32 protein-coding genes and 1 pseudogene are annotated in these 20,672 nt (G+C 55.6%); 1 reads left to right on the forward strand and 32 read right to left on the reverse strand.

Going from position 1 to position 20,672, the window contains the following annotated elements; translation table 11 throughout:
• From VJ956_RS10390 to VJ956_RS10400, 3 genes and pseudogenes are all read right to left on the reverse strand, one after another.
• Nucleotides 1-569 (reverse strand): annotated as a pseudogene (locus VJ956_RS10390) (prenyltransferase); the annotation flags it as partial.
• A gap of 78 nt (nt 570-647) precedes the next feature.
• A complete protein-coding gene (gene ssb / locus VJ956_RS10395) occupies nt 648-1,145 on the reverse strand; it encodes a single-stranded DNA-binding protein (protein WP_324084515.1) in 498 nt (165 codons plus the stop codon).
• Between the two features lie 56 nt (nt 1,146-1,201).
• Nucleotides 1,202-2,572, reverse strand: coding sequence for an MFS transporter (locus tag VJ956_RS10400; RefSeq protein ID WP_324084517.1), 1,371 nt, complete (start codon nt 2,570-2,572; stop codon nt 1,202-1,204).
• 168 nt (nt 2,573-2,740) lie between these two features.
• On the opposite strand from VJ956_RS10400, the gene uvrA reads away from it, so the two are divergent.
• Nucleotides 2,741-5,569 (forward strand): excinuclease ABC subunit UvrA, encoded by a 2,829-nt coding sequence (gene uvrA / locus VJ956_RS10405; protein ID WP_324084519.1) that lies wholly within the window; start codon nt 2,741-2,743, stop codon nt 5,567-5,569.
• A 60-nt stretch (nt 5,570-5,629) separates the two neighbouring features.
• Here uvrA and rplQ read toward each other — a convergent pair whose 3' ends face one another.
• From rplQ to tuf, 29 genes are all read right to left on the reverse strand, one after another.
• On the reverse strand, nt 5,630-6,028 hold the full coding sequence (rplQ, locus tag VJ956_RS10410) for a 50S ribosomal protein L17 (RefSeq protein ID WP_324084521.1): 399 nt from the start codon (nt 6,026-6,028) through the stop codon (nt 5,630-5,632).
• Between the two features lie 33 nt (nt 6,029-6,061).
• Complete coding sequence (locus VJ956_RS10415; protein WP_324084523.1) at nt 6,062-7,066, reverse strand: DNA-directed RNA polymerase subunit alpha; 1,005 nt, start codon at nt 7,064-7,066, stop codon at nt 6,062-6,064.
• 47 nt (nt 7,067-7,113) lie between these two features.
• The gene (gene rpsD / locus VJ956_RS10420; RefSeq protein WP_324084525.1) at nt 7,114-7,734 is read right to left on the reverse strand and encodes a 30S ribosomal protein S4; all 621 of its coding nucleotides are present in this window, start codon (nt 7,732-7,734) and stop codon (nt 7,114-7,116) included.
• Nucleotides 7,735-7,752: 18 nt separating this feature from the next.
• Complete coding sequence (gene rpsK / locus VJ956_RS10425; protein WP_004580767.1) at nt 7,753-8,142, reverse strand: 30S ribosomal protein S11; 390 nt, start codon at nt 8,140-8,142, stop codon at nt 7,753-7,755.
• A 13-nt stretch (nt 8,143-8,155) separates the two neighbouring features.
• Complete coding sequence (gene rpsM, locus VJ956_RS10430; RefSeq protein ID WP_324084536.1) at nt 8,156-8,512, reverse strand: 30S ribosomal protein S13; 357 nt, start codon at nt 8,510-8,512, stop codon at nt 8,156-8,158.
• A gap of 144 nt (nt 8,513-8,656) precedes the next feature.
• Nucleotides 8,657-8,770 carry a 50S ribosomal protein L36 gene (gene rpmJ, locus VJ956_RS10435; protein ID WP_008174902.1) on the reverse strand — a complete coding sequence of 38 codons (114 nt, stop codon included), beginning with the start codon at nt 8,768-8,770 and terminating at the stop codon, nt 8,657-8,659.
• A 31-nt stretch (nt 8,771-8,801) separates the two neighbouring features.
• Complete coding sequence (gene secY / locus VJ956_RS10440) at nt 8,802-10,121, reverse strand: preprotein translocase subunit SecY (protein WP_324084554.1); 1,320 nt, start codon at nt 10,119-10,121, stop codon at nt 8,802-8,804.
• A 17-nt stretch (nt 10,122-10,138) separates the two neighbouring features.
• The gene (rplO, locus tag VJ956_RS10445) at nt 10,139-10,573 is read right to left on the reverse strand and encodes a 50S ribosomal protein L15 (RefSeq protein ID WP_324084556.1); all 435 of its coding nucleotides are present in this window, start codon (nt 10,571-10,573) and stop codon (nt 10,139-10,141) included.
• A gap of 1 nt (nt 10,574) precedes the next feature.
• The gene (gene rpmD / locus VJ956_RS10450; RefSeq protein ID WP_324084558.1) at nt 10,575-10,763 is read right to left on the reverse strand and encodes a 50S ribosomal protein L30; all 189 of its coding nucleotides are present in this window, start codon (nt 10,761-10,763) and stop codon (nt 10,575-10,577) included.
• A gap of 4 nt (nt 10,764-10,767) precedes the next feature.
• Entirely contained in the window at nt 10,768-11,268 is a 501-nt protein-coding gene (rpsE, locus tag VJ956_RS10455; protein ID WP_007153998.1) for a 30S ribosomal protein S5, read from the reverse strand.
• Nucleotides 11,269-11,280: 12 nt separating this feature from the next.
• Complete coding sequence (gene rplR, locus VJ956_RS10460; RefSeq protein ID WP_324084568.1) at nt 11,281-11,628, reverse strand: 50S ribosomal protein L18; 348 nt, start codon at nt 11,626-11,628, stop codon at nt 11,281-11,283.
• 9 nt (nt 11,629-11,637) lie between these two features.
• Entirely contained in the window at nt 11,638-12,171 is a 534-nt protein-coding gene (gene rplF, locus VJ956_RS10465; protein ID WP_324084570.1) for a 50S ribosomal protein L6, read from the reverse strand.
• 9 nt (nt 12,172-12,180) lie between these two features.
• Nucleotides 12,181-12,573 carry a 30S ribosomal protein S8 gene (rpsH, locus tag VJ956_RS10470; protein ID WP_324084572.1) on the reverse strand — a complete coding sequence of 131 codons (393 nt, stop codon included), beginning with the start codon at nt 12,571-12,573 and terminating at the stop codon, nt 12,181-12,183.
• A gap of 89 nt (nt 12,574-12,662) precedes the next feature.
• Nucleotides 12,663-12,968, reverse strand: a complete 306-nt coding sequence (gene rpsN / locus VJ956_RS10475; RefSeq protein WP_135804365.1) for a 30S ribosomal protein S14 — start codon at nt 12,966-12,968, stop codon at nt 12,663-12,665.
• 12 nt (nt 12,969-12,980) lie between these two features.
• A complete protein-coding gene (gene rplE / locus VJ956_RS10480) occupies nt 12,981-13,520 on the reverse strand; it encodes a 50S ribosomal protein L5 (protein ID WP_135804366.1) in 540 nt (179 codons plus the stop codon).
• Between the two features lie 15 nt (nt 13,521-13,535).
• Complete coding sequence (rplX, locus tag VJ956_RS10485) at nt 13,536-13,856, reverse strand: 50S ribosomal protein L24 (protein WP_008174881.1); 321 nt, start codon at nt 13,854-13,856, stop codon at nt 13,536-13,538.
• A gap of 17 nt (nt 13,857-13,873) precedes the next feature.
• Nucleotides 13,874-14,242, reverse strand: coding sequence for a 50S ribosomal protein L14 (rplN, locus tag VJ956_RS10490; protein ID WP_007154005.1), 369 nt, complete (start codon nt 14,240-14,242; stop codon nt 13,874-13,876).
• A gap of 15 nt (nt 14,243-14,257) precedes the next feature.
• Entirely contained in the window at nt 14,258-14,524 is a 267-nt protein-coding gene (gene rpsQ, locus VJ956_RS10495) for a 30S ribosomal protein S17 (RefSeq protein ID WP_008174879.1), read from the reverse strand.
• 1 nt (nt 14,525) lies between these two features.
• Nucleotides 14,526-14,717 carry a 50S ribosomal protein L29 gene (rpmC, locus tag VJ956_RS10500; RefSeq protein ID WP_104322381.1) on the reverse strand — a complete coding sequence of 64 codons (192 nt, stop codon included), beginning with the start codon at nt 14,715-14,717 and terminating at the stop codon, nt 14,526-14,528.
• Nucleotides 14,717-15,130 (reverse strand): 50S ribosomal protein L16, encoded by a 414-nt coding sequence (gene rplP / locus VJ956_RS10505; RefSeq protein WP_008174875.1) that lies wholly within the window; start codon nt 15,128-15,130, stop codon nt 14,717-14,719. Before rplP ends, rpmC begins: the two co-directional genes overlap by 1 nt.
• 12 nt (nt 15,131-15,142) lie before the next feature.
• Nucleotides 15,143-15,826, reverse strand: coding sequence for a 30S ribosomal protein S3 (rpsC, locus tag VJ956_RS10510; protein ID WP_064230338.1), 684 nt, complete (start codon nt 15,824-15,826; stop codon nt 15,143-15,145).
• 11 nt (nt 15,827-15,837) lie between these two features.
• Nucleotides 15,838-16,170: a 50S ribosomal protein L22 gene (gene rplV / locus VJ956_RS10515; protein WP_324084595.1), complete on the reverse strand. Its 333-nt coding sequence runs from the start codon at nt 16,168-16,170 to the stop codon at nt 15,838-15,840.
• Nucleotides 16,171-16,186: 16 nt separating this feature from the next.
• On the reverse strand, nt 16,187-16,462 hold the full coding sequence (rpsS, locus tag VJ956_RS10520) for a 30S ribosomal protein S19 (RefSeq protein WP_007154011.1): 276 nt from the start codon (nt 16,460-16,462) through the stop codon (nt 16,187-16,189).
• Between the two features lie 23 nt (nt 16,463-16,485).
• Nucleotides 16,486-17,313, reverse strand: a complete 828-nt coding sequence (gene rplB / locus VJ956_RS10525; RefSeq protein ID WP_008174864.1) for a 50S ribosomal protein L2 — start codon at nt 17,311-17,313, stop codon at nt 16,486-16,488.
• A gap of 17 nt (nt 17,314-17,330) precedes the next feature.
• Entirely contained in the window at nt 17,331-17,624 is a 294-nt protein-coding gene (gene rplW, locus VJ956_RS10530) for a 50S ribosomal protein L23 (RefSeq protein ID WP_008174862.1), read from the reverse strand.
• On the reverse strand, nt 17,621-18,226 hold the full coding sequence (rplD, locus tag VJ956_RS10535; RefSeq protein WP_064230340.1) for a 50S ribosomal protein L4: 606 nt from the start codon (nt 18,224-18,226) through the stop codon (nt 17,621-17,623). The genes rplW and rplD overlap by 4 nt, the downstream gene beginning before the upstream one ends.
• Nucleotides 18,227-18,237: 11 nt before the next feature.
• Nucleotides 18,238-18,876 (reverse strand): 50S ribosomal protein L3, encoded by a 639-nt coding sequence (gene rplC, locus VJ956_RS10540; RefSeq protein WP_148607561.1) that lies wholly within the window; start codon nt 18,874-18,876, stop codon nt 18,238-18,240.
• A gap of 76 nt (nt 18,877-18,952) precedes the next feature.
• Nucleotides 18,953-19,264, reverse strand: a complete 312-nt coding sequence (gene rpsJ / locus VJ956_RS10545) for a 30S ribosomal protein S10 (RefSeq protein ID WP_004580743.1) — start codon at nt 19,262-19,264, stop codon at nt 18,953-18,955.
• 185 nt (nt 19,265-19,449) lie between these two features.
• The gene (gene tuf, locus VJ956_RS10550; RefSeq protein WP_324084619.1) at nt 19,450-20,643 is read right to left on the reverse strand and encodes an elongation factor Tu; all 1,194 of its coding nucleotides are present in this window, start codon (nt 20,641-20,643) and stop codon (nt 19,450-19,452) included.
• Nucleotides 20,644-20,672: the final 29 nt, after the last annotated feature.

Below are 20,672 nucleotides of genomic sequence, written 5' to 3' on the forward strand. Positions count from 1 at the left end.
CCGACTATGAACAGCACTCCAAACCCCAAACCGGGTGCGATCAGACACAGCCACGGGTACCGGTTAATCCACCTGGTATAGGTATAGATAATTAACACTCCCAGCGCCCCGAGTGGTATCAGCCCGTAACCGGCTTTCGGAGTCAACAGCAGCCCTGACACAATTGTTATCAGCAGAGCGCCCAGGCCGATCCGGCGGGCCCAGGGGGCAAGTTCGGGTCTGGCGGGAAGTGTTCCGCTGCCGCCACTGAATGCGGTCCGGGGCGTGTGAAAATCAAGACCGCTTTTGAAATCATCGAATTCATTCAGCGCATTTACGGCGACATGGGCACTCAAGGCACCGATCAGCACCAGCATCAGAGTATAGGGTTGCAAAGCTCCGCCAGCGAGATCGGCGCTTGCCCAACCCAGCGCGACACAGATCGGTGCCAATAACAGGAAAGGTGCACGGATCAGCCCCAGTACCGCAGCCGTGTCCGTTTTTATTGGTGGGAGGGAAACCGGGACGGCGCCATGGGTATCTGGCCCGCCGTCGTTCAGCTGCCTGCCGGTGTCCGTCGGATCAGTCACACCGCATGCTCTCCCTTGCTGATTTCTGGTGTCCGGCAGCAGGTTTAACGGCTCACGTATCCTGCTGCCTGGTCAGCACTAAAACGGAATATCGTCGTCAAAATCATCAATCGGTTCGGGCATGCTGCCCTGGGACGGCTGTTGCGGCTGCTGATTCTGCGCGGGCGCCGGGTTCGACTGCTGAGGACGTCCCGCGGGAGCACCCTGGCTCGCACCACCACCGTCACCGCCGCGACTGTCGAGCATCTGCATCTGGCCGTTGATATCCACCACTACTTCGGTGGTGTAAACGTCCTGGCCTTCCTTGTTCTGCCATTTGCGCGTCTGCAGCTTGCCTTCGATATAGACTTTTGAGCCTTTGCGCAGGTACTGACCTGCAATTTCGGCAAGCTTGCCAAACATCACAATGCGGTGCCATTCGGTCTTGGGGACCAGTTGACCGGTCTGCCGATCCTTGTAGCTTTCATCAGTGGCCAGGTTAAGATTGACTACTGCGTTTCCGTTGGGAGTGTAACGAGTGTCAGGATCCTGCCCCAGGTTACCGATCAGAATAACCTTGTTTACGCCTCTTGCCATGGTCTGCTCCTTATTGTGCATCAACAGTGGCCTGTTTCCCTTCCAGCCACCCCAGTTCAGGTTTCGTTTACCGGCCTTACAAACGAAAAGTCCGCAAGCTGCATTGCATCAAACTGACGCCGGTCCACTTTCAGGTAGGCGGTATCCGCCTCTTCAACAATAACAACATCCTGCACGCCGGGCAGTTGCCGCAGGCTTTGATCAATTTCACCGAACCGGGCCCGGGCTTCGTGCCGTAACTGTACCACGAAACTTGTGGTGTAACCCGGGGCCGGCATGCTCAGAGCCACCAGCAGCCACAGCAGAAGCACGCCCACCATCAGCCAGATAACGCCCTGCAATCCGGCTTGCTGCAACATAATACCTCCCAGCGCGCCGCCCAGAAAGGCGCCGGAAAACTGTGATGTGGAATAAACCCCCATCGCCGTACCCTTGGCGGCGGCCGGTGACTCCTTGCTCACCAGGGAAGGCAGGCTGGCCTCAAGCAGGTTGAAGGCCATGAAAAAGAAAAACAGAACCGCCCAGGCCATGGTCAACGCCGGAGGAATATAGCCGATGGCGGCGGTGCTCAGTGTAAGCATCACAATGGCCCCACACAGAACCGGTTTCATCCGGCGTTTTTTCTCGCCGATGATAATGAACGGAATCATTGCAAAGAACGAGGTCACCATGACCGTAAGATAAAACCACCAGTGGGAAGCCGAGGGCAGCCCGAACTGGTCCTGCAGCAGGGTGGGGAATATCAGGAAGACGGCGGTCAGGACCAGGTGCAATGCGAAAATACCAAAATCAAGCCTGAGAAGACGCCGGTCAGCGAGCACTTTCACCAGCATCTTCCGCGCCGGCTGACTGTCCGCGCTCAGGGTCTGCTGATGGGGGGTGGGCACCAGCCAGGCAACGATGACCATAGCAACGAGTGCCAGTCCGGCCGTGACATAGAATATACCCGCCAGACCGAATACGGCGCCGAGTATGGGGCCGGCAACCAGAGACAACGAAAACGAGAGTCCTATCGAAACTCCCACCGTGGCCATTGCCTTGGTGCGTTCTTCCTCCCGGGTCAGATCGCTGAGCAATGCCATCAACACACTTGCAATGGCTCCTGCCCCCTGAAGAATCCGACCCGCAATTACAACGTATATGGATTCCGCAGATGCAGCCAGCAGGCTGCCCATCGCAAACAGCACAAGGCCGATGTAGATCATGCGTTTACGGCCAAACCGGTCCGACAGCATGCCAAAAGGAATCTGGAGCAGCGCCTGCCCCAGCCCGTAAATGCCGATGGCCAGGCCAATCAGCGCCGGTGTTGCACCTTCGAGGTCGTCACCGAGCAGGACAAAAACCGGTAATACCATGAAAAGGCCGAGCATACGCATGGCGTAGACCGATGCCAGTGCTGCTACCGCGCGCCTTTCCAGAGCATTCATGGCTTGCCTTCCTGAAAGTTATGGGAGTTACAGGTGCGTTATTTCGCGCCAGATTATATCAGAAGCATCGCCTGCGGGGCAGTTCCGCCATTGCCTGCGCTGCCCGGGCTTTAGCCGCGAGCGGCTCAAACACGGTATACTTGTTGTTTTTTTCAACCGAGGAGAGTTATGGATCATATCCAGATCAGAGGGGCCCGAACCCACAACCTGAAGAACATTGACCTGGATATGCCGAGAGACAGGCTGATCGTGGTTACCGGGCTGTCCGGATCCGGAAAGTCGTCCCTGGCGTTTGATACACTCTATGCCGAGGGCCAGCGGCGATACGTTGAGTCACTGTCGACTTACGCAAGGCAGTTCCTGTCGATGATGGAAAAGCCGGACGTCGACCATATCGAAGGCCTGTCACCGGCCATTTCCATCGAACAGAAAAGCACGTCCCACAATCCCCGCTCCACCGTGGGCACCATTACTGAGATTTACGACTACCTGAGACTTCTGTTCGCAAGAGCCGGCGAACCGAGATGCCCGGACCATGGCCAGCCACTGGAGGCCCAGACCGTCAGCCAGATGGTGGATCAGGTTCTGGCCATGCCCGAAGGCAGCAAACTGATGATTCTGGCGCCCGTCATCCGGGACCGTAAAGGCGAGCATCAGCAGGTGATCGACACTATGAAAAGCCAGGGCTTTATCCGCCTGAGGGTCGACGGCAAGGTGTACGACATTGACGATGTGCCGGTCCTGGACAAAAAACGCAAGCACCAGATTGATGTGGTTGTCGACCGCTTCAAGGTCAAAGCCGGCCTTGAGCAACGACTGGCGGAAAGCTTTGAAACCTCGCTCGGCCTTGCTGAGGGCATTGCTCTGGTTGCGCCCATGGATAGCAACACCGGCGAGGGCGAGGAGCAAATCTTTTCCGCCCGCTACGCCTGCACCCAGTGCGGCTATGCGCTCAGTGAGCTTGAGCCCAAGCTGTTTTCATTCAACAGCCCCGCCGGTGCCTGCCCTACCTGCGACGGTCTGGGCGTGAAGCAGTTTTTCGACCCGGAGAAAATTGTCCAGCACCCGGAAGCGACCCTGGCAGAGGGCGCGATCAAGGGCTGGGACCGGCGCGCCGTTTATTATTTCCAGATGCTGGCGAGCGTGGCTGACCACTTCAATATTGACATGGACACTCCCTGGGCTGACCTCCCCGGGGATTTTCGCGAGATCCTGCTTCACGGCACGGATGAGCAGGTGCCTTTTCGATACGTCAATTCCCGCGGCCATATCATGGAAAAGGCTCACCCGTTTGAGGGCATACTGCCAAACCTTGAGCGCCGGTATCGGGAAACCGACTCCCAGAGCATGCGGGAAGAACTGGCCCGCCACCTCAGCCAGCAATGGTGTAAAACCTGTCATGGCTCACGTCTGCGCCAGAGTGCCCGCCATGTATTTATCGAGCAGAACAACATATCCGATGTAACCCATCTGCCGGTTGGCGAAGCCCATGACTACTTTCAGTCACTGGCACTGCCGGGGCGCAAGGGCGAAATCGCGGAAAAGATCCTGAAAGAGGTACGGCTGCGGCTGCAGTTTCTGGTCAACGTCGGTCTTGAGTACCTGACCCTGGAACGAAGCGCTGACACCCTGTCCGGCGGAGAGGCCCAGCGTATCCGGCTGGCCAGCCAGATCGGCGCCGGACTGGTCGGGGTGATGTATATCCTCGATGAGCCCTCCATCGGCCTGCACCAGCGTGACAACGACAGACTGCTGGCAACGCTCACCCATCTTCGTGATCTGGGCAATACTGTCATCGTGGTTGAACATGATGAAGACGCCATTCGTGCCGCCGACCATGTCATCGATATCGGACCGGGGGCCGGTGTGCACGGTGGCCATATTATCGCCCAGGGAGCCCCGGCAGACATCATTGCAAACGAGAATTCGCTGACCGGCCAGTATCTGAGTGGTCGCAAGGAAATTGCCATCCCCGCCCGGCGCGAAAAAGGCAACGGCAAACAGCTGGTAATGACAGGCGCTACCGGTAACAACCTGCAGGCTGTTTCGCTCACCCTGCCGCTGGGTGTCATGACCTGTGTGACCGGCGTTTCCGGTTCCGGTAAATCAACCCTGATCAATGCCACGCTCTATCCTGTGTGTGCAGCCCGCCTGAACAAGGCAACCAGTCTCAGCCACGCACCCTATGAGTCGCTGCGGGGGCTGGAACATCTGGACAAGGTGATCGACATCGATCAGAGCCCGATTGGTCGCACCCCAAGATCGAATCCCGCGACCTACACCGGCCTGTTCACACCGATCCGTGAGCTTTTTGCCGGTACCCAGGAGGCGCGATCCCGTGGTTATAAGCCGGGGCGTTTTTCGTTTAACGTCAAGGGCGGGCGCTGCGAAGCCTGTCAGGGTGACGGCATGATCAAGGTGGAAATGCACTTTCTGCCGGACGTGTACGTGCCCTGTGACGTCTGCAAGGCCAGACGGTATAACCGTGAAACCCTTGAGGTCCGGTACAAGGGCAGGAACATTCACGAGGTACTGGAAATGACCGTTGAAGAGGCGCGTGAGTTTTTCGATCCGGTGCCGTTTCTGGCGAGAAAATTACAGACCCTGATGGATGTGGGACTTTCCTATATTCGCCTGGGGCAGAGCGCGGTCACCCTGTCCGGCGGCGAAGCCCAGCGGGTTAAGCTCGCCAAGGAGCTGTCAAAACGGGACACCGGCAAGACCCTCTACATTCTGGATGAACCAACGACCGGCCTTCATTTCTACGACATACAGCAGTTACTGAACGTCTTGCAACGACTGCGTGACCATGGCAATACCGTGATTGTGATCGAACACAACCTGGATGTCATAAAAACCGCTGACTGGATCGTGGATCTCGGCCCTGAAGGCGGCTCAGGCGGGGGCAGGATCATTGCAGAGGGAACACCGGAAGACATAGCGCAAAACAGCGATTCCCATACCGGCCGTTATCTGAAGCCGCTGCTGATAAAATAAAGCCGCAGACACAAAAAAACCGGAGGCCTCAACCTCCGGTTTTTTTGATTCCGGCGAAATTTACTCTTCGCCTTCCTCGACTTCTTCAATTTCCACATCCAGCGGACGGCCGATCACCTCGACGTACGCCATTGGCGCGTTGTCACCGGCACGGAAACCGCACTTCAGGATACGGAGATATCCACCCGGCCGCTCACTGAACCGTGGACCAAGCTCATTAAACAGCTTGGCGACAGCAGCATCGTCACGCAGGCGTGAGAACGCCAGTCGACGATTTGCAACCGAATCATTCTTGGAAAGCGTGATCAAAGGCTCTGCAACCCGGCGAAGCTCTTTCGCCTTGGGCAAAGTAGTTTTGATCAGCTCATGTTCAACCAGTGACGAAGTCATGTTACGGAACATGGCTTTACGATGCGCACTGGTCCTGCTGAACTTACGACCACTCTTACGATGACGCATTGCTCTAATTCCTTACCTTAAACCAATCGGCGATTAACCGCCCAGTACCCGGTCGTCGCCACGAAGGCTGGCCGGTGGCCAGTTATCAAGACGCATACCCAGGGACAAACCGCGTGAAGCCAGCACGTCCTTGATCTCGGTCAGCGACTTCTTACCAAGGTTAGGCGTCTTCAGCAGCTCAACTTCTGTGCGCTGAATCAGATCGCCGATGTAGTAAATGTTCTCAGCCTTCAGGCAATTTGCTGAACGGACTGTCAATTCCAGATCATCTACCGGACGCAGCAGAATCGGATCGATTTCTTCCTCTTCCTCAACGCGCTCCGGCTCTTTCTCGTGATCGAAATCAACAAAAACGGCCAGTTGCTGCTGGAGAATGGTAGCCGCCCGGCGAATAGCTTCTTCCGGATCGATCGTGCCATTGGTTTCCAGATCAATAACCAGCTTGTCGAGGTCCGTGCGCTGCTCTACCCGTGCACTTTCCACGGCATAGGCAACCCGACGGACCGGACTGAAAGTCGCATCCAGTTGCAGGCGTCCAATGGCGCGGGTTTCATCCTCATCCAGACCACGCTGGTCTGCAGGCTCATAGCCGCGACCACGAGCGACCTTCAGACGCATGTTCAACTCGCCCTTGGCACTCAGATGGCAGATGACGTGTTCCGGGTTGGTTACCTCAACATCGTGATCCAGCGTAATGTCGCCAGCGGTGACAACACCCGGGCCCTTCTTGTCGAGCTTGACCTCAACTTCATCACGGCTGCCCATCTTGATGGCGACACCTTTGAGATTCAGCAGAATCTCGATGACGTCCTCCTGGACACCCTCAATAGCGCTGTATTCGTGCAGAACACCGTCAATCTGTGCTTCGGTGATCGCACAACCCGGCATTGAAGACAAAAGAATACGGCGCAGTGCGCTTCCCAGGGTATGGCCGAAGCCTCTCTCGAGAGGCTCCAGCGTCACCTTGGCACGCATGGCACTTGACTCTTTCACGTCAATGGTACGAGGTGTCAATAACTCATGTACTGAACGCTGCATAGACGCCCCTAATTGCTATCGTTGCTACTTACGTTGCAAATCAGGCTTTACTTGGAGTAAAGCTCGACGATGAGGTTCTCATTGATGTCGGCCGGCAGCTCTGTGCGCTCTGGCACCGAGCTGTAAACGCCGGACATCTTGCTGGCGTCGACCTCTACCCAGCTCACCGGTGAGCGGCTCGAAGACAGATCCAGGGCGCCTTTCACGCGGAGCTGGTTTCTGGCCTTCTCACGTACGCTTACAATGTCACCTGGCCTGACCTGATAGGATGCAATATTGACAACCTTATCGTTTACCAGAATCGACTTGTGCGAAACGAGCTGACGGGACTCGGCACGGGTTGAACCAAACCCCATGCGATATACAACGTTATCAAGACGGCCTTCCAGCAGCTGCAGCAGGTTTTCACCGGTTGCACCTTTGCCACGAGCGGCCTCTTTGTAATAGTTGCGGAACTGCTTTTCCAGTACGCCGTACATACGACGGACTTTCTGTTTTTCACGAAGCTGTACGCCATATTCGGACAGACGACCGCGACGCGCGCCGTGCATACCCGGCGGAGTCTCGATGTTGCACTTTGAATCAAGCGCGCGAACACCGCTCTTCAGAAAAAGATCTGTCCCTTCACGACGAGACAGCTTGCACTTCGGGCCTATATAACGAGCCATATTTCACTGTCTCCTGTGTTAGACGCGGCGCTTTTTGGGCGGACGACAACCGTTATGGGGAATCGGTGTCACGTCGGTGATGTTCGTGATCTTGTACCCGCAGCCATTCAGCGCGCGCACAGCGGATTCACGTCCGGGGCCCGGACCTTTAACCTCTACGTCCAGGTTTTTAAGGCCGTATTCAGCAGCCGCATTACCGGCTCTTTCAGCTGCTACCTGCGCAGCAAAAGGTGTGCTCTTGCGTGACCCGCGAAAACCGGAACCACCGGAAGTGGCCCAGGACAATACATTGCCCTGACGGTCGGAAATGGTCACGATCGTGTTGTTGAAGGACGCGTGAATGTGCGCGACGCCATCAACAACCGTTTTTTTCACCTTTTTACGGGTACGTGTACCTGGCTTTGCCATGTTTGCCTACCTGTTACTTACGAATCGGTTTGCGAGGACCTTTACGGGTGCGTGCGTTTGTCTTTGTGCGCTGGCCACGGACCGGCAGTCCATGACGATGACGCAGACCACGATGACATCCGAGATCCTTCAAACGCTTGATGTTCATCTGAAGTTCACGACGCAGATCGCCTTCGACGGCCAGCTTTCCCACTTCGGTACGAAGTGATTCGAGCTGCTCGTCGGAAAGGTCTTTGACCTTGACGTCCGGCTTGACGCCGGTTGCTTCGCAAACCTTCTGGGCTGATGTCTTTCCGACTCCAAAAATGTAAGTCAGAGAGATAACAGCATGTTTGTGATCGGGTATATTGACACCGGCTATACGTGCCATCCAAATTACTCCGCGTTCAAAGCTTTGCTGTGTGAATTTTCCGCCACTGTAAAAGGGCGCGAAATAATAGCGCCTGACCCCATGCGAGGTCAAGCGCTATTATTCGTACCCCTTTTTGCAATGTCAGTTCTGAATCCCTACGGATCAACCCTGGCGCTGCTTGTGGCGAGGCTCCGAGCAAATGACTCTTACCGAGCCATTGCGACGAATTACTTTGCAGTTACGGCAAATTTTCTTTACCGAAGCGCGTACTTTCATTGTCGACTCCAGTTTTCAAGGGGAACTGTTGTCAGTTCCGACCATAGCCCTTGAGATTGGACTTCTTCATCAACGAATCATATTGATGAGACATCAGGTGAGACTGCACCTGAGCCATGAAATCCATCACCACGACTACAACAATCAGCAGTGACGTGCCGCCCAGATAGAAGGGCACATTTCCTGCAACCATCAGAAACTGTGGAAACAGGGATACTGCTGCGATGTACATTGCCCCGAACAGGGTCAGGCGGGTCAGCACGCCATCGATGTATTTGGCGGTCTGATCGCCCGGTCGAATGCCCGGTATAAAGGCGCCTGAGCGCTTGAGATTATCCGCCACTTCCTTCGGGTTATACATCAGGGCTGTATAGAAGAAGCAGAAGAATACCACTGCTGCAGCAAACAGAATGATGTACAGCGGCTGACTCGGAGCCAGGGCCTGCGACACATCGCTCAGCCACTCCATACCTTCGCCCTGACCGAACCACTGACCCAGTGACGCCGGGAACAGCAGAATCGATGAGGCAAAAATAGGCGGGATGACCCCGGCCATATTCACTTTCAGTGGCAGGTGGCTGGACTGCTGCGCAAACACCCGGCGACCCTGCTGCCTTTTGGCGTAATTGATCGTGAGTCGGCGCTGGCCACGCTCCATGAATACCACGAAGCCAATGACTGCCACCGCCAGTATGCCAATACCCAGCACCAGCAACAGGCTCATTTCACCATTTCGCGCCTGCACCAGGGTCTGGCCTATGGCGCCGGGCAAGCCCGCCACGATACCGGCGAAAATCAACAGCGAGATGCCATTGCCGACGCCGCGCTCGGTGATCTGCTCACCCAGCCACATCATGAACACAGCACCACTGACGAATGAGACCACTGCCACGAAGTGGAAGGCAAAGGTGTCATTGAACGTAACGCCCTGTGAGGCGAGCCCCACGGAGATACCCGTACCCTGCACAAGGGCAAGAAGAACGGTGCCGTATCGCGTGTACTGGCTGATTTTCCTGCGCCCGGCCTCGCCCTCTTTCTTCAATTGCTCAAGCGTTGGATTCACCGCCGTCATGAGCTGCATGATGATTGAGGCCGAGATGTACGGCATGATCCCCAGCGCAAAGATACTCATGCGCTCAAGCGCACCACCGGAAAACATGTTGAACATGCTCAGGATTGTGCCCTGGTTCTGCTCGAACAGCGCTGCCAGGCGGTCAGGATTGATACCCGGGACCGGAATATGCGCACCGATCCGGTACACCAACAGTGCCAGGAAGACAAACCACAGCCGCGAACGCAGCTCTGCCAGTCCTTTTCCCCCGCCCGGGGGCGTTGATGCTGTCTTGGCCATTTAGTCCTCGACTTACTCTAGTCTTCGACTTTACCGCCCGCGGCAGTGATAGCCTCGCGTGCGCCTCTGGTCACTTTCAGACCCTTGACAGTCACTGCCCGGCTCAGTTCGCCGGACAGAATGACCTTTGCTTCACGAATCTCGTCGCGAACAATGTCTGCTTTTTTCAGGGCTTCAAGGTCGGCAATATCACCGTCGACTTTCGCCAGTTCGTTGAGACGGATCTCGGCGACATAACGCTGTTGGCGCGATGTAAAACCGAATTTCGGCAGACGCCGGGCCAGGGGCTGCTGACCGCCTTCAAAACCTGGCGCCACACTGCCACCCGACCGTGCCTTCAGACCCTTGTGACCACGACCGCCGGTTTTGCCAAGACCGCTACCAATACCACGACCGACGCGCCTTGCGGCCGGGCGTGAACCAGGTTCCGGACTAAGTTCGTTCAGACGCATCCTAGTTCTCCTCTACCTGAACCAGGTAGTTAACCCGGTTGATCATGCCACGGATGGAAGGAGTGTCCTCCAGTTCCACGGTATGACCGATTTTGCGAAGACCCAGGCCCTTCACACACAATTTGTGCTTGGGCTGGCAGCCGATCGGGCTGCGGGTCAGAGTTACTTTAATCATTTTTGCGTTCGCCATGACTTCAACCCAGAATCTCTTCCACGGATTTACCGCGCTTGGCTGCAATATCTTCAGGCGCCTGCGTTGCCTGGAGACCCTTGATGGTGGAACGTACCACGTTCACCGGGTTGGTTGACCCGTAACACTTGGACAGCACGTTCTGCACCCCGGCAACTTCCAGCACGGCGCGCATGGCGCCACCGGCAATGATACCGGTACCTTCAGATGCAGGCTGCATGTAGACCTTCGAGCCTCCATGCTGAGCCTTTACCGCGTACTGCAGTGTGTTTCCGTCCAGCGGAATGTCAACCATGTTCTTACGCGCGGCTTCCATTGCCTTCTGAATCGCAACCGGCACTTCACGCGCCTTGCCACGGCCGAAACCAACGCGACCCTTGCCATCACCGACGACTGTCAGAGCGGTGAATGCAAAAATACGACCACCCTTGACCACCTTGGCAACGCGATTGACCTGGACCAGCTTTTCCTGGAGCTCAGGCGCTTTCTGTTCGTTAACGCTCATCTTCTCCACCTCTTAGAATTGCAAGCCAGCTTCACGGGCTGCGTCGGCCAGAGCCTGAACACGACCGTGATAACGGTAACCGGAACGGTCGAATGCGACCTGCTCCACTCCTGCCGCTTTGGCACGCTCAGCAATCAGCTGACCGACCTTTTTTGCGGCTTCCACGTTACCGGTTGCACCCTGGCGCAGGTCCTTATCCAACGTGGAGGCAGCAGCAATGACTTTGCTGCCGTCTGCAGACGTAACCTGGGCGTACATATGACGCGGCGTGCGGTGTACGCACAGACGGTCAGTACCCAGCCTACGGATCTTCATGCGCACTTTACGTGCGCGACGCAATCTTTCGTTATTCGCGCTCATAGTCCCGCCTTATTTCTTCTTGGCTTCTTTGCGTCTGACCTGCTCATCCGCATAACGAACACCTTTACCCTTATAGGGTTCGGGCGGACGGAACGAGCGAACTTCAGCAGCGACCTGGCCAACCTGTTGCTTGTCGATACCGCGAATGACGACTTCCGTGTTGGACGGCGTCTCTGCGGTAATCCCCTCGGGCAGCTCATATTCGACCGGGTGAGAAAAACCCAGTGTCAGATTGAGCTTCTTACCCTGCGCCTGGGCACGGTAACCAACGCCCGTCAACTGGAGCTTGCGCTCGAAGCCAGTCGATACACCGGTCACCATATTGTTAACCAGTGCCCGGGTCGTACCAGCAAGAGCGCGGGACTGTTTGGCGCCATCACGGGCGGCAAAGCGCAGAACGTTTTCTTCCTGCTTCACTTCAACCACCTGATGGATTGTAATCTGGAGCGCTCCCTTGGAGCCCTTCACATTGATTTCCTGTCCGTTCAGCTTGACCTCAACACCGGAAGGCAGAACGACAGGATTATTGGCAACCCTGGACATAATGTTCTCCTAAAATACGGTGCAGATGACTTCGCCACCCACGCCGGCAGCACGTGCGGCGCGATCGGTCATTACGCCCTTGGACGTGGAAATGATCGCGACTCCCAGACCGCCGGACACCTTCGGCAGCTTCTCTGCACCTCTGTACTGGCGCAGGCTCGGCCGACTTGCCCGCTTGATCTCCTCAATCACCGGCTTGCCACCGAAATACTTGAGGCTGATCGTCAACTGGGGCTTGGCATCAGCTGAAACGGAAAAATCTGCTACATAACCCTCGTCCTTCAGGACCTGGGCTACGGAGATCTTCATTTTTGAAGATGGCATGGCCACATCGACCTTCTGTGCCATCTGGGCATTACGAATACGCGTAAACATATCCGCAAGCGTATCTTGCATACTCATCAGTATGAGACTCCTGCTCTTTTTAGTTGTGCAGCGGTGCGCCGCACCGCTTACCAACGGGCACCCGGCCTTGCGGCCCGATACCTGTCTTACCAGCTTGCTTTGGTCAGACCCGGAACGTCGCCACGCATTCCTGCTTCACGTAATTTAATCCGTGAAAGCTTGAACTTGCGCAGAACGCCATGAGGACGACCGGTAACCTGGCAACGATTACGAAGACGCGACGGGCTTGCATTACGGGGCAGCTTCTGCAGCTTCACCTGTGCATCCCAACGGTCATCGTCGCTGGTATTCGGATTTTTGATAATCGCCTTGAGCTCAGCACGCTTGGCTGCAAATTTCGCAACGGTCGCTTCGCGCTTGAACTCACGGTTCTTCATGGAAACCTTAGCCATTACACTCGTTCCTTATTTCTTGAACGGAAAGCCGAACGCTTTCAACAGTTCGCGACCTTCATCGTCGGTACCGGCAGTCGTGGTAATGGTGATGTCCAGACCACGGATCTTGTCGACTCTGTCGTACTCGATCTCGGGGAAAATGATCTGCTCACGCACTCCCATGCTGTAGTTACCGCGACCGTCGAAGGATTTGGGATTGAGACCGCGGAAGTCACGAATGCGGGGAACCGCAATGTGCACCAGACGATCAAAAAAGTCCCACATGCGCTCACCACGCAGAGTAACCTTGCAACCGATCGGCCAACCTTCGCGGATCTTGAAACCGGCTACAGACTTGCGGGCAAGGGTGACTACGGCTTTCTGGCCGGCCAGCCTTTCCAGATCTGCAACAGCGTTCTCGATCAGCTTTTTATCGCCAACGGCTTCGCCGACACCCATGTTAAGGGTGATCTTCTCGATACGCGGTACCTGCATGATGTTCTTGTAGCTGAACTCTTTCTGCAGGGCGGGTACCACTTCCTGACTGTACTGCTCTTTCATATTAAGCATCGTAACCACCACCGCTTACTGGTTATCGACAGCTTCGTTCGTGGACTTGAAGATCCGCACTTTCGCGCCGTCTTCCTTAATCTGGAAGCCTACACGATCGGCTTTGCCGGTCTGCGGATTAAAAATAGCCACGTTGGAAGCCTGGATAGGTGCTTCTTTTTCGACGATGCCACCTGGGGAGCCCAGCATCGGGTTAGGCTTGGTGTGCTTCTTGATCATATTGATCCCGGAAACAACCATACGGCCATCGTCCTGAACCTTCAGGACTTTACCACGTTTGCCTTTATCTTTCCCCGTAGTGACGATTACTTCGTCATCTCGTTTGATCTTTTTCATAACCGGCCTCTGGTCCTTTAAAGTACTTCGGGTGCCAGTGAGATAATTTTCATGAACTTCTCATTACGCAGTTCACGGGTAACCGGTCCGAAGATACGGGTACCAATAGGAGCGTCCTGATTGTTCAGAAGTACTGCCGCGTTTCCGTCGAAACGGATCAGCGAACCGTCGGGACGACGAACACCCTTGCGGGTGCGCACCACGACAGCTTTCAGGACCTGGCCTTTCTTCACTTTACCGCGGGGGATGGCTTCCTTGACGGTTACCTTGATGATATCCCCTACGCTGGCATAACGCCGATGTGAACCGCCCAGGACCTTGATGCACATCACCTGACGCGCACCGCTGTTATCCGCGACTTCAAGCATTGTTTGAGTCTGAATCATGGTTGTTCTCCGGCGTTACACCTTGGATGCACGTTCGGTAACTTCCACCAGGGCCCAGCTCTTGGTCTTCGAGACCGGACGGGTTTCCTGAATGGTCACAGTGTCACCGATGTTGCACTGATTACTCTCATCGTGAGCATGGATCTTGGTTGAACGCTTCATGTACTTACCGTACAGCGGGTGTTTCACCTGACGCTCGACCAGCACCACGATGGATTTCTCCATCTTGTTGCTCACGACCTTGCCGCTCAGAGTTCTGGCAGTTTGGGTAGCTTCGGTCATGTCACTGTCCTGCCTTTTCGTTCAATACTGTTTTCACGCGAGCAATGTCGCGCTTCACCTTGCCGAGAAGGTGAGACTGATTCAGCTGACCTGTCGCCTTACGCATGCGCAGGTTGAACTGCTCCTTCAGGAGGTCGATCAGCTCTTTGTTCAGCTCCTCGACTGACTTTTCACGCAGCTCTATTGCTTTCATCACATCACCGTCCTCGTTACAAAGGTGGTCTGTACCGGCAGTTTGGCCGCGGCGAGAGTGAATGCGTCCCGAGCAATTTCCTCAGAAACACCTTCCATCTCGTAGAGCATGCGGCCTGGCTGGATTTCAGCCACCCAATACTCGACAGAACCCTTACCTTTACCCATTCGAACTTCAAGCGGCTTACCGGTGATCGGCTTGTCCGGGAACACCCGGATCCAGATCTTACCGCCCCGCTTGATGCGACGAGTCATGGTACGACGCGCTGCCTCAATCTGGCGCGCAGTTATACGCCCACGGCTCGTAGCCTTCAATCCGTATTCACCGAAGCTCACCTTGTTGGCGCGGTGAGCAAGACCGGTGTTACGGCCTTTCATTACCTTGCGAAATTTGGTGCGTTTTGGTTGCAGCATAAGAGTGCCCCTTTACTTAGAACCTTTCTTCCCAGAGGCTTTCTTGTCAGCACGGACCTGCTCCATACCACCAAGAATCTCACCTTTGAAGATCCATACCTTGACGCCGATTACGCCGTAAGTGGTATGCGCTTCGTAGGTTGCGTAATCAATATCTGCACGCAGTGTGTGCAGAGGAACACGACCTTCGCGATACCACTCGGAACGCGCGATTTCAGCACCCCCGAGACGACCGCCAACCTGAATCTTGATACCCTTGGCACCCTGGCGCATGGCGTTCTGGACCGCGCGCTTCATAGCGCGACGGAACATCACACGACGCTCCAGCTGGCCGGCAACGTTTTGCGCTACCAGGCGGGCATCGAGGTCCGGCTTGCGGACTTCTTCGATGTTGATGTGCACAGGCACACCCATCATGTCGCTGACTTCGCGACGCAGACGATCAACATCTTCACCCTTCTTACCGATAACAATACCGGGACGGGCAGTATGGATCGTGATACGGGCGTTCTGAGCAGGGCGCTCGATCACAATCTTGCTGACAGACGCCTTAACCAGACGCTTGTCGAGGAACTCACGAACCTGAATATCATTCAGCAGGTTCCTGGAGTATTCCTTTTTGTCGGCATACCACACTGAGTTGTGCTCTTTGATCACACCCAGGCGAATGCCGGTTGGATTTACTTTATGACCCATCTGAGCATCTCCTACTTGTCGGCGACCTTGACGGTGATATGGCAGGTGCGCTTGAAAATACGGTCAGCGCGCCCCTTGGCTCGAGCTTTGATTCGCTTGAGCGTCGGACCCTCATCCACCATCACGGTGGAAACCCGCAGATCGTCAACGTCCAGACCTTCGTTATGCTCAGCGTTGGCAATGGCGGACTCAAGAGCTTTCTTGATCACGACCGCCGCCTTCTTCGGGCTGAAAGTCAGAATGTTCAGGGCATCCTCAACAGCTTTGCCGCGTACTTGGTCAGCGACAAGACGTGCTTTCTGAGCTGAGAGGTTAGCGCCCTTATATTTGGCTGCTATTTCCATTTCTATTCCCTCACAATCAGCGTTTAGCTTTCTTGTCGGCCGCATGACCACGATAAGTACGCGTTGCCGCGAACTCACCCAGCTTATGCCCAACCATATCTTCGGTGACATAAACCGGCACGTGCTGCTTGCCGTTGTGGACTGCAATGGTCAGGCCTACCATCTCCGGAAAAACTGTTGACCGACGCGACCAGGTTTTGATCGGCCGCTTGTCATTAGCTTCCAGAGCTGCCTCGACCTTCTTCAACAGATGCAGGTCTATAAAAGGACCTTTCTTTAAAGAACGTGGCACAGCAATTACCTCTATGTAGTCGTTTACTTGGCCGAACGACGACGTACTATCATCTTGTCAGTACGCTTGTTCTTACGAGTCTTATGCCCTTTGGTCGGAACACCCCACGGAGTAACCGGGTGACGCCCGCCAGAGGTACGCCCTTCACCACCACCATGTGGGTGGTCAACTGGGTTCATAGCAACACCACGTACTGTTGGACGTTTACCGCGCCAACGTGATGCACCCGCTTTACCAAGCTGCTTGAGACTGTGCTCGCTGTTGGATACTTCACCCAACGTTGCACGACAATCTACAAGCACCTTTCGCATTTCACCTGAGCGCAGGCGGATGGTGGCATAAGCACCTTCCCGTGCAACCAGCTGTACGGATGCGCCCGCAGAGCGAGCCAGCTGTGCACCTTTGCCAGGCTTGAGTTCGACGCAGTGGATAACAGAACCGACCGGAATATTCCGGAGCGGCAACGTGCTGCCCACCTTGATCGGTGCGTCGATACCGGAGCGCACAGGATCACCAATCTGCATACCTTTGGGAGCGATAATGTAACGACGCTCGCCATCGGCATACTTCAGCAGTGCAATGTGCGCAGAGCGGTTCGGATCGTATTCCAGGCGCTCAATAGTCGCCGGGATACCATCTTTGGTCCGCTTAAAATCGATGACACGGTAGTGCTTCTTGTGACCACCACCCGTATGACGGGTTGTAATGCGGCCTACGTTGTTACGACCACCCGTCTTGTTCTTTCTTTCTACCAACGGCTCGTATGGGCGCCCAGTGTGCAGATCCGGGTTGTAAAGCTTTACAACGTGACGGCGTCCGGCAGATGTTGGTTTGGTTTTGACGATCGGCATATTACGACCCCTTTACCTTATTCCACATCCAGAAAATCGATGTCCTGACCTTCTGCCAGCTTTACGTAAGCCTTACGAATGTCATTACGCTTGCCGAACCCGCGGATAGTGCGCTTGAGCTTACCCTTACGGTTCAGAACCTGAACACCTTCTACGGTGACGTTGAACAGCTGCTCAACGGCTTTCTTGATCTCGGGCTTGGTGGCATCAGGTGCAACACGAAACACTACCTGACCACGCTCTGCCGCCAGAGACGCTTTTTCCGATACGTGCGGCCCAAGCAGGACCTTGTAAATACGTTCCTGATTCATCCCAGCATCTCCTCGATCTTCTTCAGAGCGGGAACGGTCACAACGACCTTCTCGAAGGCAACCAGGCTAACCGGATCCAGGCCGGCAATATCACGCACATCAACGTGCGGAATGTTGCGCGAGGCCAGATGCAGGTTCTGCTCGACGTTGTCGGACAGAATCAGCGCGTTGGTCACACCGATATCCTTCAGCTTGGCGTTGAATGCCTTGGTCTTCGGACTGTCAACGTTCATGTCGTCAACAACCACCAGACGCTCCTGGCGAACCAGCTCGGAAAAAATGGAGCGCATCGCTGCGCGGTACATCTTGCGGTTTACCTTCTGCTCGAAGCCACGAGGCTTGGCTGCAAAGGTAACGCCACCGGCGCGCCAGATCGGACTACGGATAGTACCGGCACGGGCACGACCAGTGCCCTTCTGACGCCATGGCTTCTTACCGCCACCGCTTACTTCGGAACGTGTTTTCTGAGCCTTGGTACCCTGGCGGGCGCCTGCCATGTAGGCAGTCACAACCTGGTGAACCAGCGACTCGTTAAAATCTTTGGCGAACGCGGCGTCGGAAACAGAAATCCCCTTGCCGCTACCTGTAATAGTCAATTCCATCGCACCGCTCCTCAGGCTTTAACTGCAGGCTTGATGACAACATCGCCGCCAGTCGCGCCGGGAACGGCACCACTCACCAGCAGCAGGTTGCGCTCGGCGTCGACACGGACAATTTTCAGGTTCTGCACAGTCACCTGAGCATTACCCATCTGGCCCGCCATCTTTTTGCCCTTGAATACCTTGCCCGGAGTCTGGTTCTGACCAATGGAACCCGGAGCACGGTGAGACAGAGAGTTACCGTGAGTGGCATCCTGCATGGAGAAGTTCCAGCGCTTAACACCGCCCTGGAAGCCCTTACCCTTGGACTGACCGATGGCGTCAACCACCTGACCGTCTTCGAATACAGAAGCTGTGATCTCACTGCCGGCGGCCAGGTCTTCACCTTCGCCATCGGCGAGACGGAATTCCCACATGCCACGACCGGCTTCAACGCCCGCCTTGGCAAAATGGCCCGCTTCACTCTTGGTAACACGAGAGGAGCGACGAGTACCGACAGTCACCTGTACGGCGCGGTAGCCATCGCTTTCAAGAGTTTTCAGTTGGGTAATGCGGTTGGGCTCAACCTCAATTACCGTTACGGGCAGCGCCTGCCCATCTTCCGTAAAAATACGGGTCATACCGGCCTTACGACCGACAACACCAATTGCCATGTTTCACCTCTTAAGTGTACGGGGCTCTCACCCTCTATGGCCTTATGACAGTTACACAGACTAATACCGGGCGGTATTAGCCGAGGCTGATCTGAACGTCTACACCTGCTGCCAGGTCCAGTTTCATCAAAGCATCTACTGTCTTTTCCGTCGGCTCAACGATGTCGAGCAAACGCTTATGCGTACGAATTTCATACTGATCGCGCGCGTCCTTGTTGACGTGCGGAGAGATCAATACGGTGTACTTTTCCTTCCGCGTCGGCAGAGGGATAGGGCCACGCACCTGAGCGCCGGTCCGCTTAGCGGTATCGACGATCTCCTGCGTGGACTGGTCGATAAGGCGATAATCAAACGCCTTCAACCGGATTCGAATTTTTTGGCTTTGCATGATGCACCAAACTCCACTCGTAGCAGCTACTAGTTAGCCGACCTTCAAAAAAAGGAGCCGCATTGTATGCATAATACCCAACCCTGTCAACAGCAATGCTGATTGACCGGGCCAGGCAAGCTTTACGGCTGCAACAGAAAAAGGGGCTGAAGAATCAGCCCCTTTTTCCTGATCAAACGAGCAGATTACTCGATGATCTTGGCGACTACGCCGGCACCAACGGTACGGCCACCTTCACGAATCGCGAAGCGCAGACCATCTTCCATGGCGATCGGAGCAATCAGGGTAACACTCATCTTGACGTTGTCACCCGGCATAACCATTTCCACACCTTCCGGCAGCTCGCAAGAACCGGTTACGTCGGTGGTACGGAAGTAGAACTGCGGACGGTAGCCCTTGAAGAACGGGGTATGACGACCACCTTCTTCTTTGCTCAGTACGTACACTTCGCACTCGAACTTGGTGTGCGGCTTGATTGTACCCGGCTTACAGAGAACCTGGCCACGCTCAACGTCGTCACGCTTGGTACCACGCAACAGAACGCCAACGTTCTCACCAGCACGACCTTCGTCCAGCAGCTTGCGGAACATCTCAACGCCGGTACAAGTGGTTTTGACGGTATCCTTGATACCAACAATCTCAACTTCCTCACCAACCTTGATGATCCCGCGCTCCACACGACCCGTCACCACCGTGCCACGACCCGAAATCGAGAACACGTCCTCGATCGGCATCAGGAAAGGCTTGTCGATCGCACGCTCCGGCTCCGGAATATAATCGTCCAGCGCCTCGAGCAGCTTCACCACCGACGGCTCGCCGATATCCGACTTGTCACCTTCCAGCGCCTTCAGCGCCGAACCAATCACCAGCGGCGTGTCATCGCCAGGGAAATCGTAGGCGTCCAGCAGTTCCCGGACCTCCATCTCGACGAGCTCCAGAAGCTCCTCGTCGTCCACCATGTCCGCCTTGTTCAGGTACACGATGATCTTCGGCACGCCCACCTGACGCGCCAGCAGAATGTGCTCCCGCGTCTGCGGCATCGGGCCGTCCGCCGCCGACACCACCAGAATCGCGCCATCCATCTGCGCCGCACCCGTGATCATGTTCTTCACATAGTCCGCGTGACCAGGACAGTCCACGTGGGCGTAGTGACGGTTCGGCGTCTCGTACTCCACGTGCGAGGTCGCGATCGTGATACCGCGCGCCTTCTCTTCCGGCGCGTTGTCGATCTGGTCGAAAGCACGCGACTCACCGGTCTGATAGGTCTCGAAACAGACCTTCGTCAGCGCCGCCGTCAGCGTCGTCTTGCCGTGGTCCACGTGACCGATCGTGCCAACGTTCACGTGCGGCTCCGTACGTTCGAATTTCGACTTGGACATTGGAATTCTTCCTCTCGCCGTCTTTAGCG

The organism is Marinobacter sp., from assembly GCF_035268745.1.
Classification (GTDB): domain Bacteria; phylum Pseudomonadota; class Gammaproteobacteria; order Pseudomonadales; family Oleiphilaceae; genus Marinobacter.

Excerpts from the sequence above, each read along its gene's own strand:
- ssb (WP_324084515.1), bottom strand. The coding sequence starts at position 1,145 with ATGGCAAGAGGCGTAAACAAGGTTATTCTGATCGGTAACCTGGGGCAG.
- VJ956_RS10400 (WP_324084517.1), bottom strand. The coding sequence starts at position 2,572 with ATGAATGCTCTGGAAAGGCGCGCGGTAGCAGCACTGGCATCGGTCTAC.
- uvrA (WP_324084519.1), top strand. The coding sequence starts at position 2,741 with ATGGATCATATCCAGATCAGAGGGGCCCGAACCCACAACCTGAAGAAC.
- rplQ (WP_324084521.1), bottom strand. The coding sequence starts at position 6,028 with ATGCGTCATCGTAAGAGTGGTCGTAAGTTCAGCAGGACCAGTGCGCAT.
- VJ956_RS10415 (WP_324084523.1), bottom strand. The coding sequence starts at position 7,066 with ATGCAGCGTTCAGTACATGAGTTATTGACACCTCGTACCATTGACGTG.
- rpsD (WP_324084525.1), bottom strand. The coding sequence starts at position 7,734 with ATGGCTCGTTATATAGGCCCGAAGTGCAAGCTGTCTCGTCGTGAAGGG.
- rpsK (WP_004580767.1), bottom strand. The coding sequence starts at position 8,142 with ATGGCAAAGCCAGGTACACGTACCCGTAAAAAGGTGAAAAAAACGGTT.
- rpsM (WP_324084536.1), bottom strand. The coding sequence starts at position 8,512 with ATGGCACGTATAGCCGGTGTCAATATACCCGATCACAAACATGCTGTT.
- rpmJ (WP_008174902.1), bottom strand. The coding sequence starts at position 8,770 with ATGAAAGTACGCGCTTCGGTAAAGAAAATTTGCCGTAACTGCAAAGTA.
- secY (WP_324084554.1), bottom strand. The coding sequence starts at position 10,121 with ATGGCCAAGACAGCATCAACGCCCCCGGGCGGGGGAAAAGGACTGGCA.
- rplO (WP_324084556.1), bottom strand. The coding sequence starts at position 10,573 with ATGCGTCTGAACGAACTTAGTCCGGAACCTGGTTCACGCCCGGCCGCA.
- rpmD (WP_324084558.1), bottom strand. The coding sequence starts at position 10,763 with ATGGCGAACGCAAAAATGATTAAAGTAACTCTGACCCGCAGCCCGATC.
- rpsE (WP_007153998.1), bottom strand. The coding sequence starts at position 11,268 with ATGAGCGTTAACGAACAGAAAGCGCCTGAGCTCCAGGAAAAGCTGGTC.
- rplR (WP_324084568.1), bottom strand. The coding sequence starts at position 11,628 with ATGAGCGCGAATAACGAAAGATTGCGTCGCGCACGTAAAGTGCGCATG.
- rplF (WP_324084570.1), bottom strand. The coding sequence starts at position 12,171 with ATGTCCAGGGTTGCCAATAATCCTGTCGTTCTGCCTTCCGGTGTTGAG.
- rpsH (WP_324084572.1), bottom strand. The coding sequence starts at position 12,573 with ATGAGTATGCAAGATACGCTTGCGGATATGTTTACGCGTATTCGTAAT.
- rpsN (WP_135804365.1), bottom strand. The coding sequence starts at position 12,968 with ATGGCTAAGGTTTCCATGAAGAACCGTGAGTTCAAGCGCGAAGCGACC.
- rplE (WP_135804366.1), bottom strand. The coding sequence starts at position 13,520 with ATGCTTAATATGAAAGAGCAGTACAGTCAGGAAGTGGTACCCGCCCTG.
- rplX (WP_008174881.1), bottom strand. The coding sequence starts at position 13,856 with ATGAAAAAGATCAAACGAGATGACGAAGTAATCGTCACTACGGGGAAA.
- rplN (WP_007154005.1), bottom strand. The coding sequence starts at position 14,242 with ATGATTCAGACTCAAACAATGCTTGAAGTCGCGGATAACAGCGGTGCG.
- rpsQ (WP_008174879.1), bottom strand. The coding sequence starts at position 14,524 with ATGACCGAAGCTACCCAAACTGCCAGAACTCTGAGCGGCAAGGTCGTG.
- rpmC (WP_104322381.1), bottom strand. The coding sequence starts at position 14,717 with ATGAAAGCAATAGAGCTGCGTGAAAAGTCAGTCGAGGAGCTGAACAAA.
- rplP (WP_008174875.1), bottom strand. The coding sequence starts at position 15,130 with ATGCTGCAACCAAAACGCACCAAATTTCGCAAGGTAATGAAAGGCCGT.
- rpsC (WP_064230338.1), bottom strand. The coding sequence starts at position 15,826 with ATGGGTCATAAAGTAAATCCAACCGGCATTCGCCTGGGTGTGATCAAA.
- rplV (WP_324084595.1), bottom strand. The coding sequence starts at position 16,170 with ATGGAAATAGCAGCCAAATATAAGGGCGCTAACCTCTCAGCTCAGAAA.
- rplB (WP_008174864.1), bottom strand. The coding sequence starts at position 17,313 with ATGCCGATCGTCAAAACCAAACCAACATCTGCCGGACGCCGTCACGTT.
- rplW (WP_008174862.1), bottom strand. The coding sequence starts at position 17,624 with ATGAATCAGGAACGTATTTACAAGGTCCTGCTTGGGCCGCACGTATCG.
- rplD (WP_064230340.1), bottom strand. The coding sequence starts at position 18,226 with ATGGAATTGACTATTACAGGTAGCGGCAAGGGGATTTCTGTTTCCGAC.
- rplC (WP_148607561.1), bottom strand. The coding sequence starts at position 18,876 with ATGGCAATTGGTGTTGTCGGTCGTAAGGCCGGTATGACCCGTATTTTT.
- rpsJ (WP_004580743.1), bottom strand. The coding sequence starts at position 19,264 with ATGCAAAGCCAAAAAATTCGAATCCGGTTGAAGGCGTTTGATTATCGC.
- tuf (WP_324084619.1), bottom strand. The coding sequence starts at position 20,643 with ATGTCCAAGTCGAAATTCGAACGTACGGAGCCGCACGTGAACGTTGGC.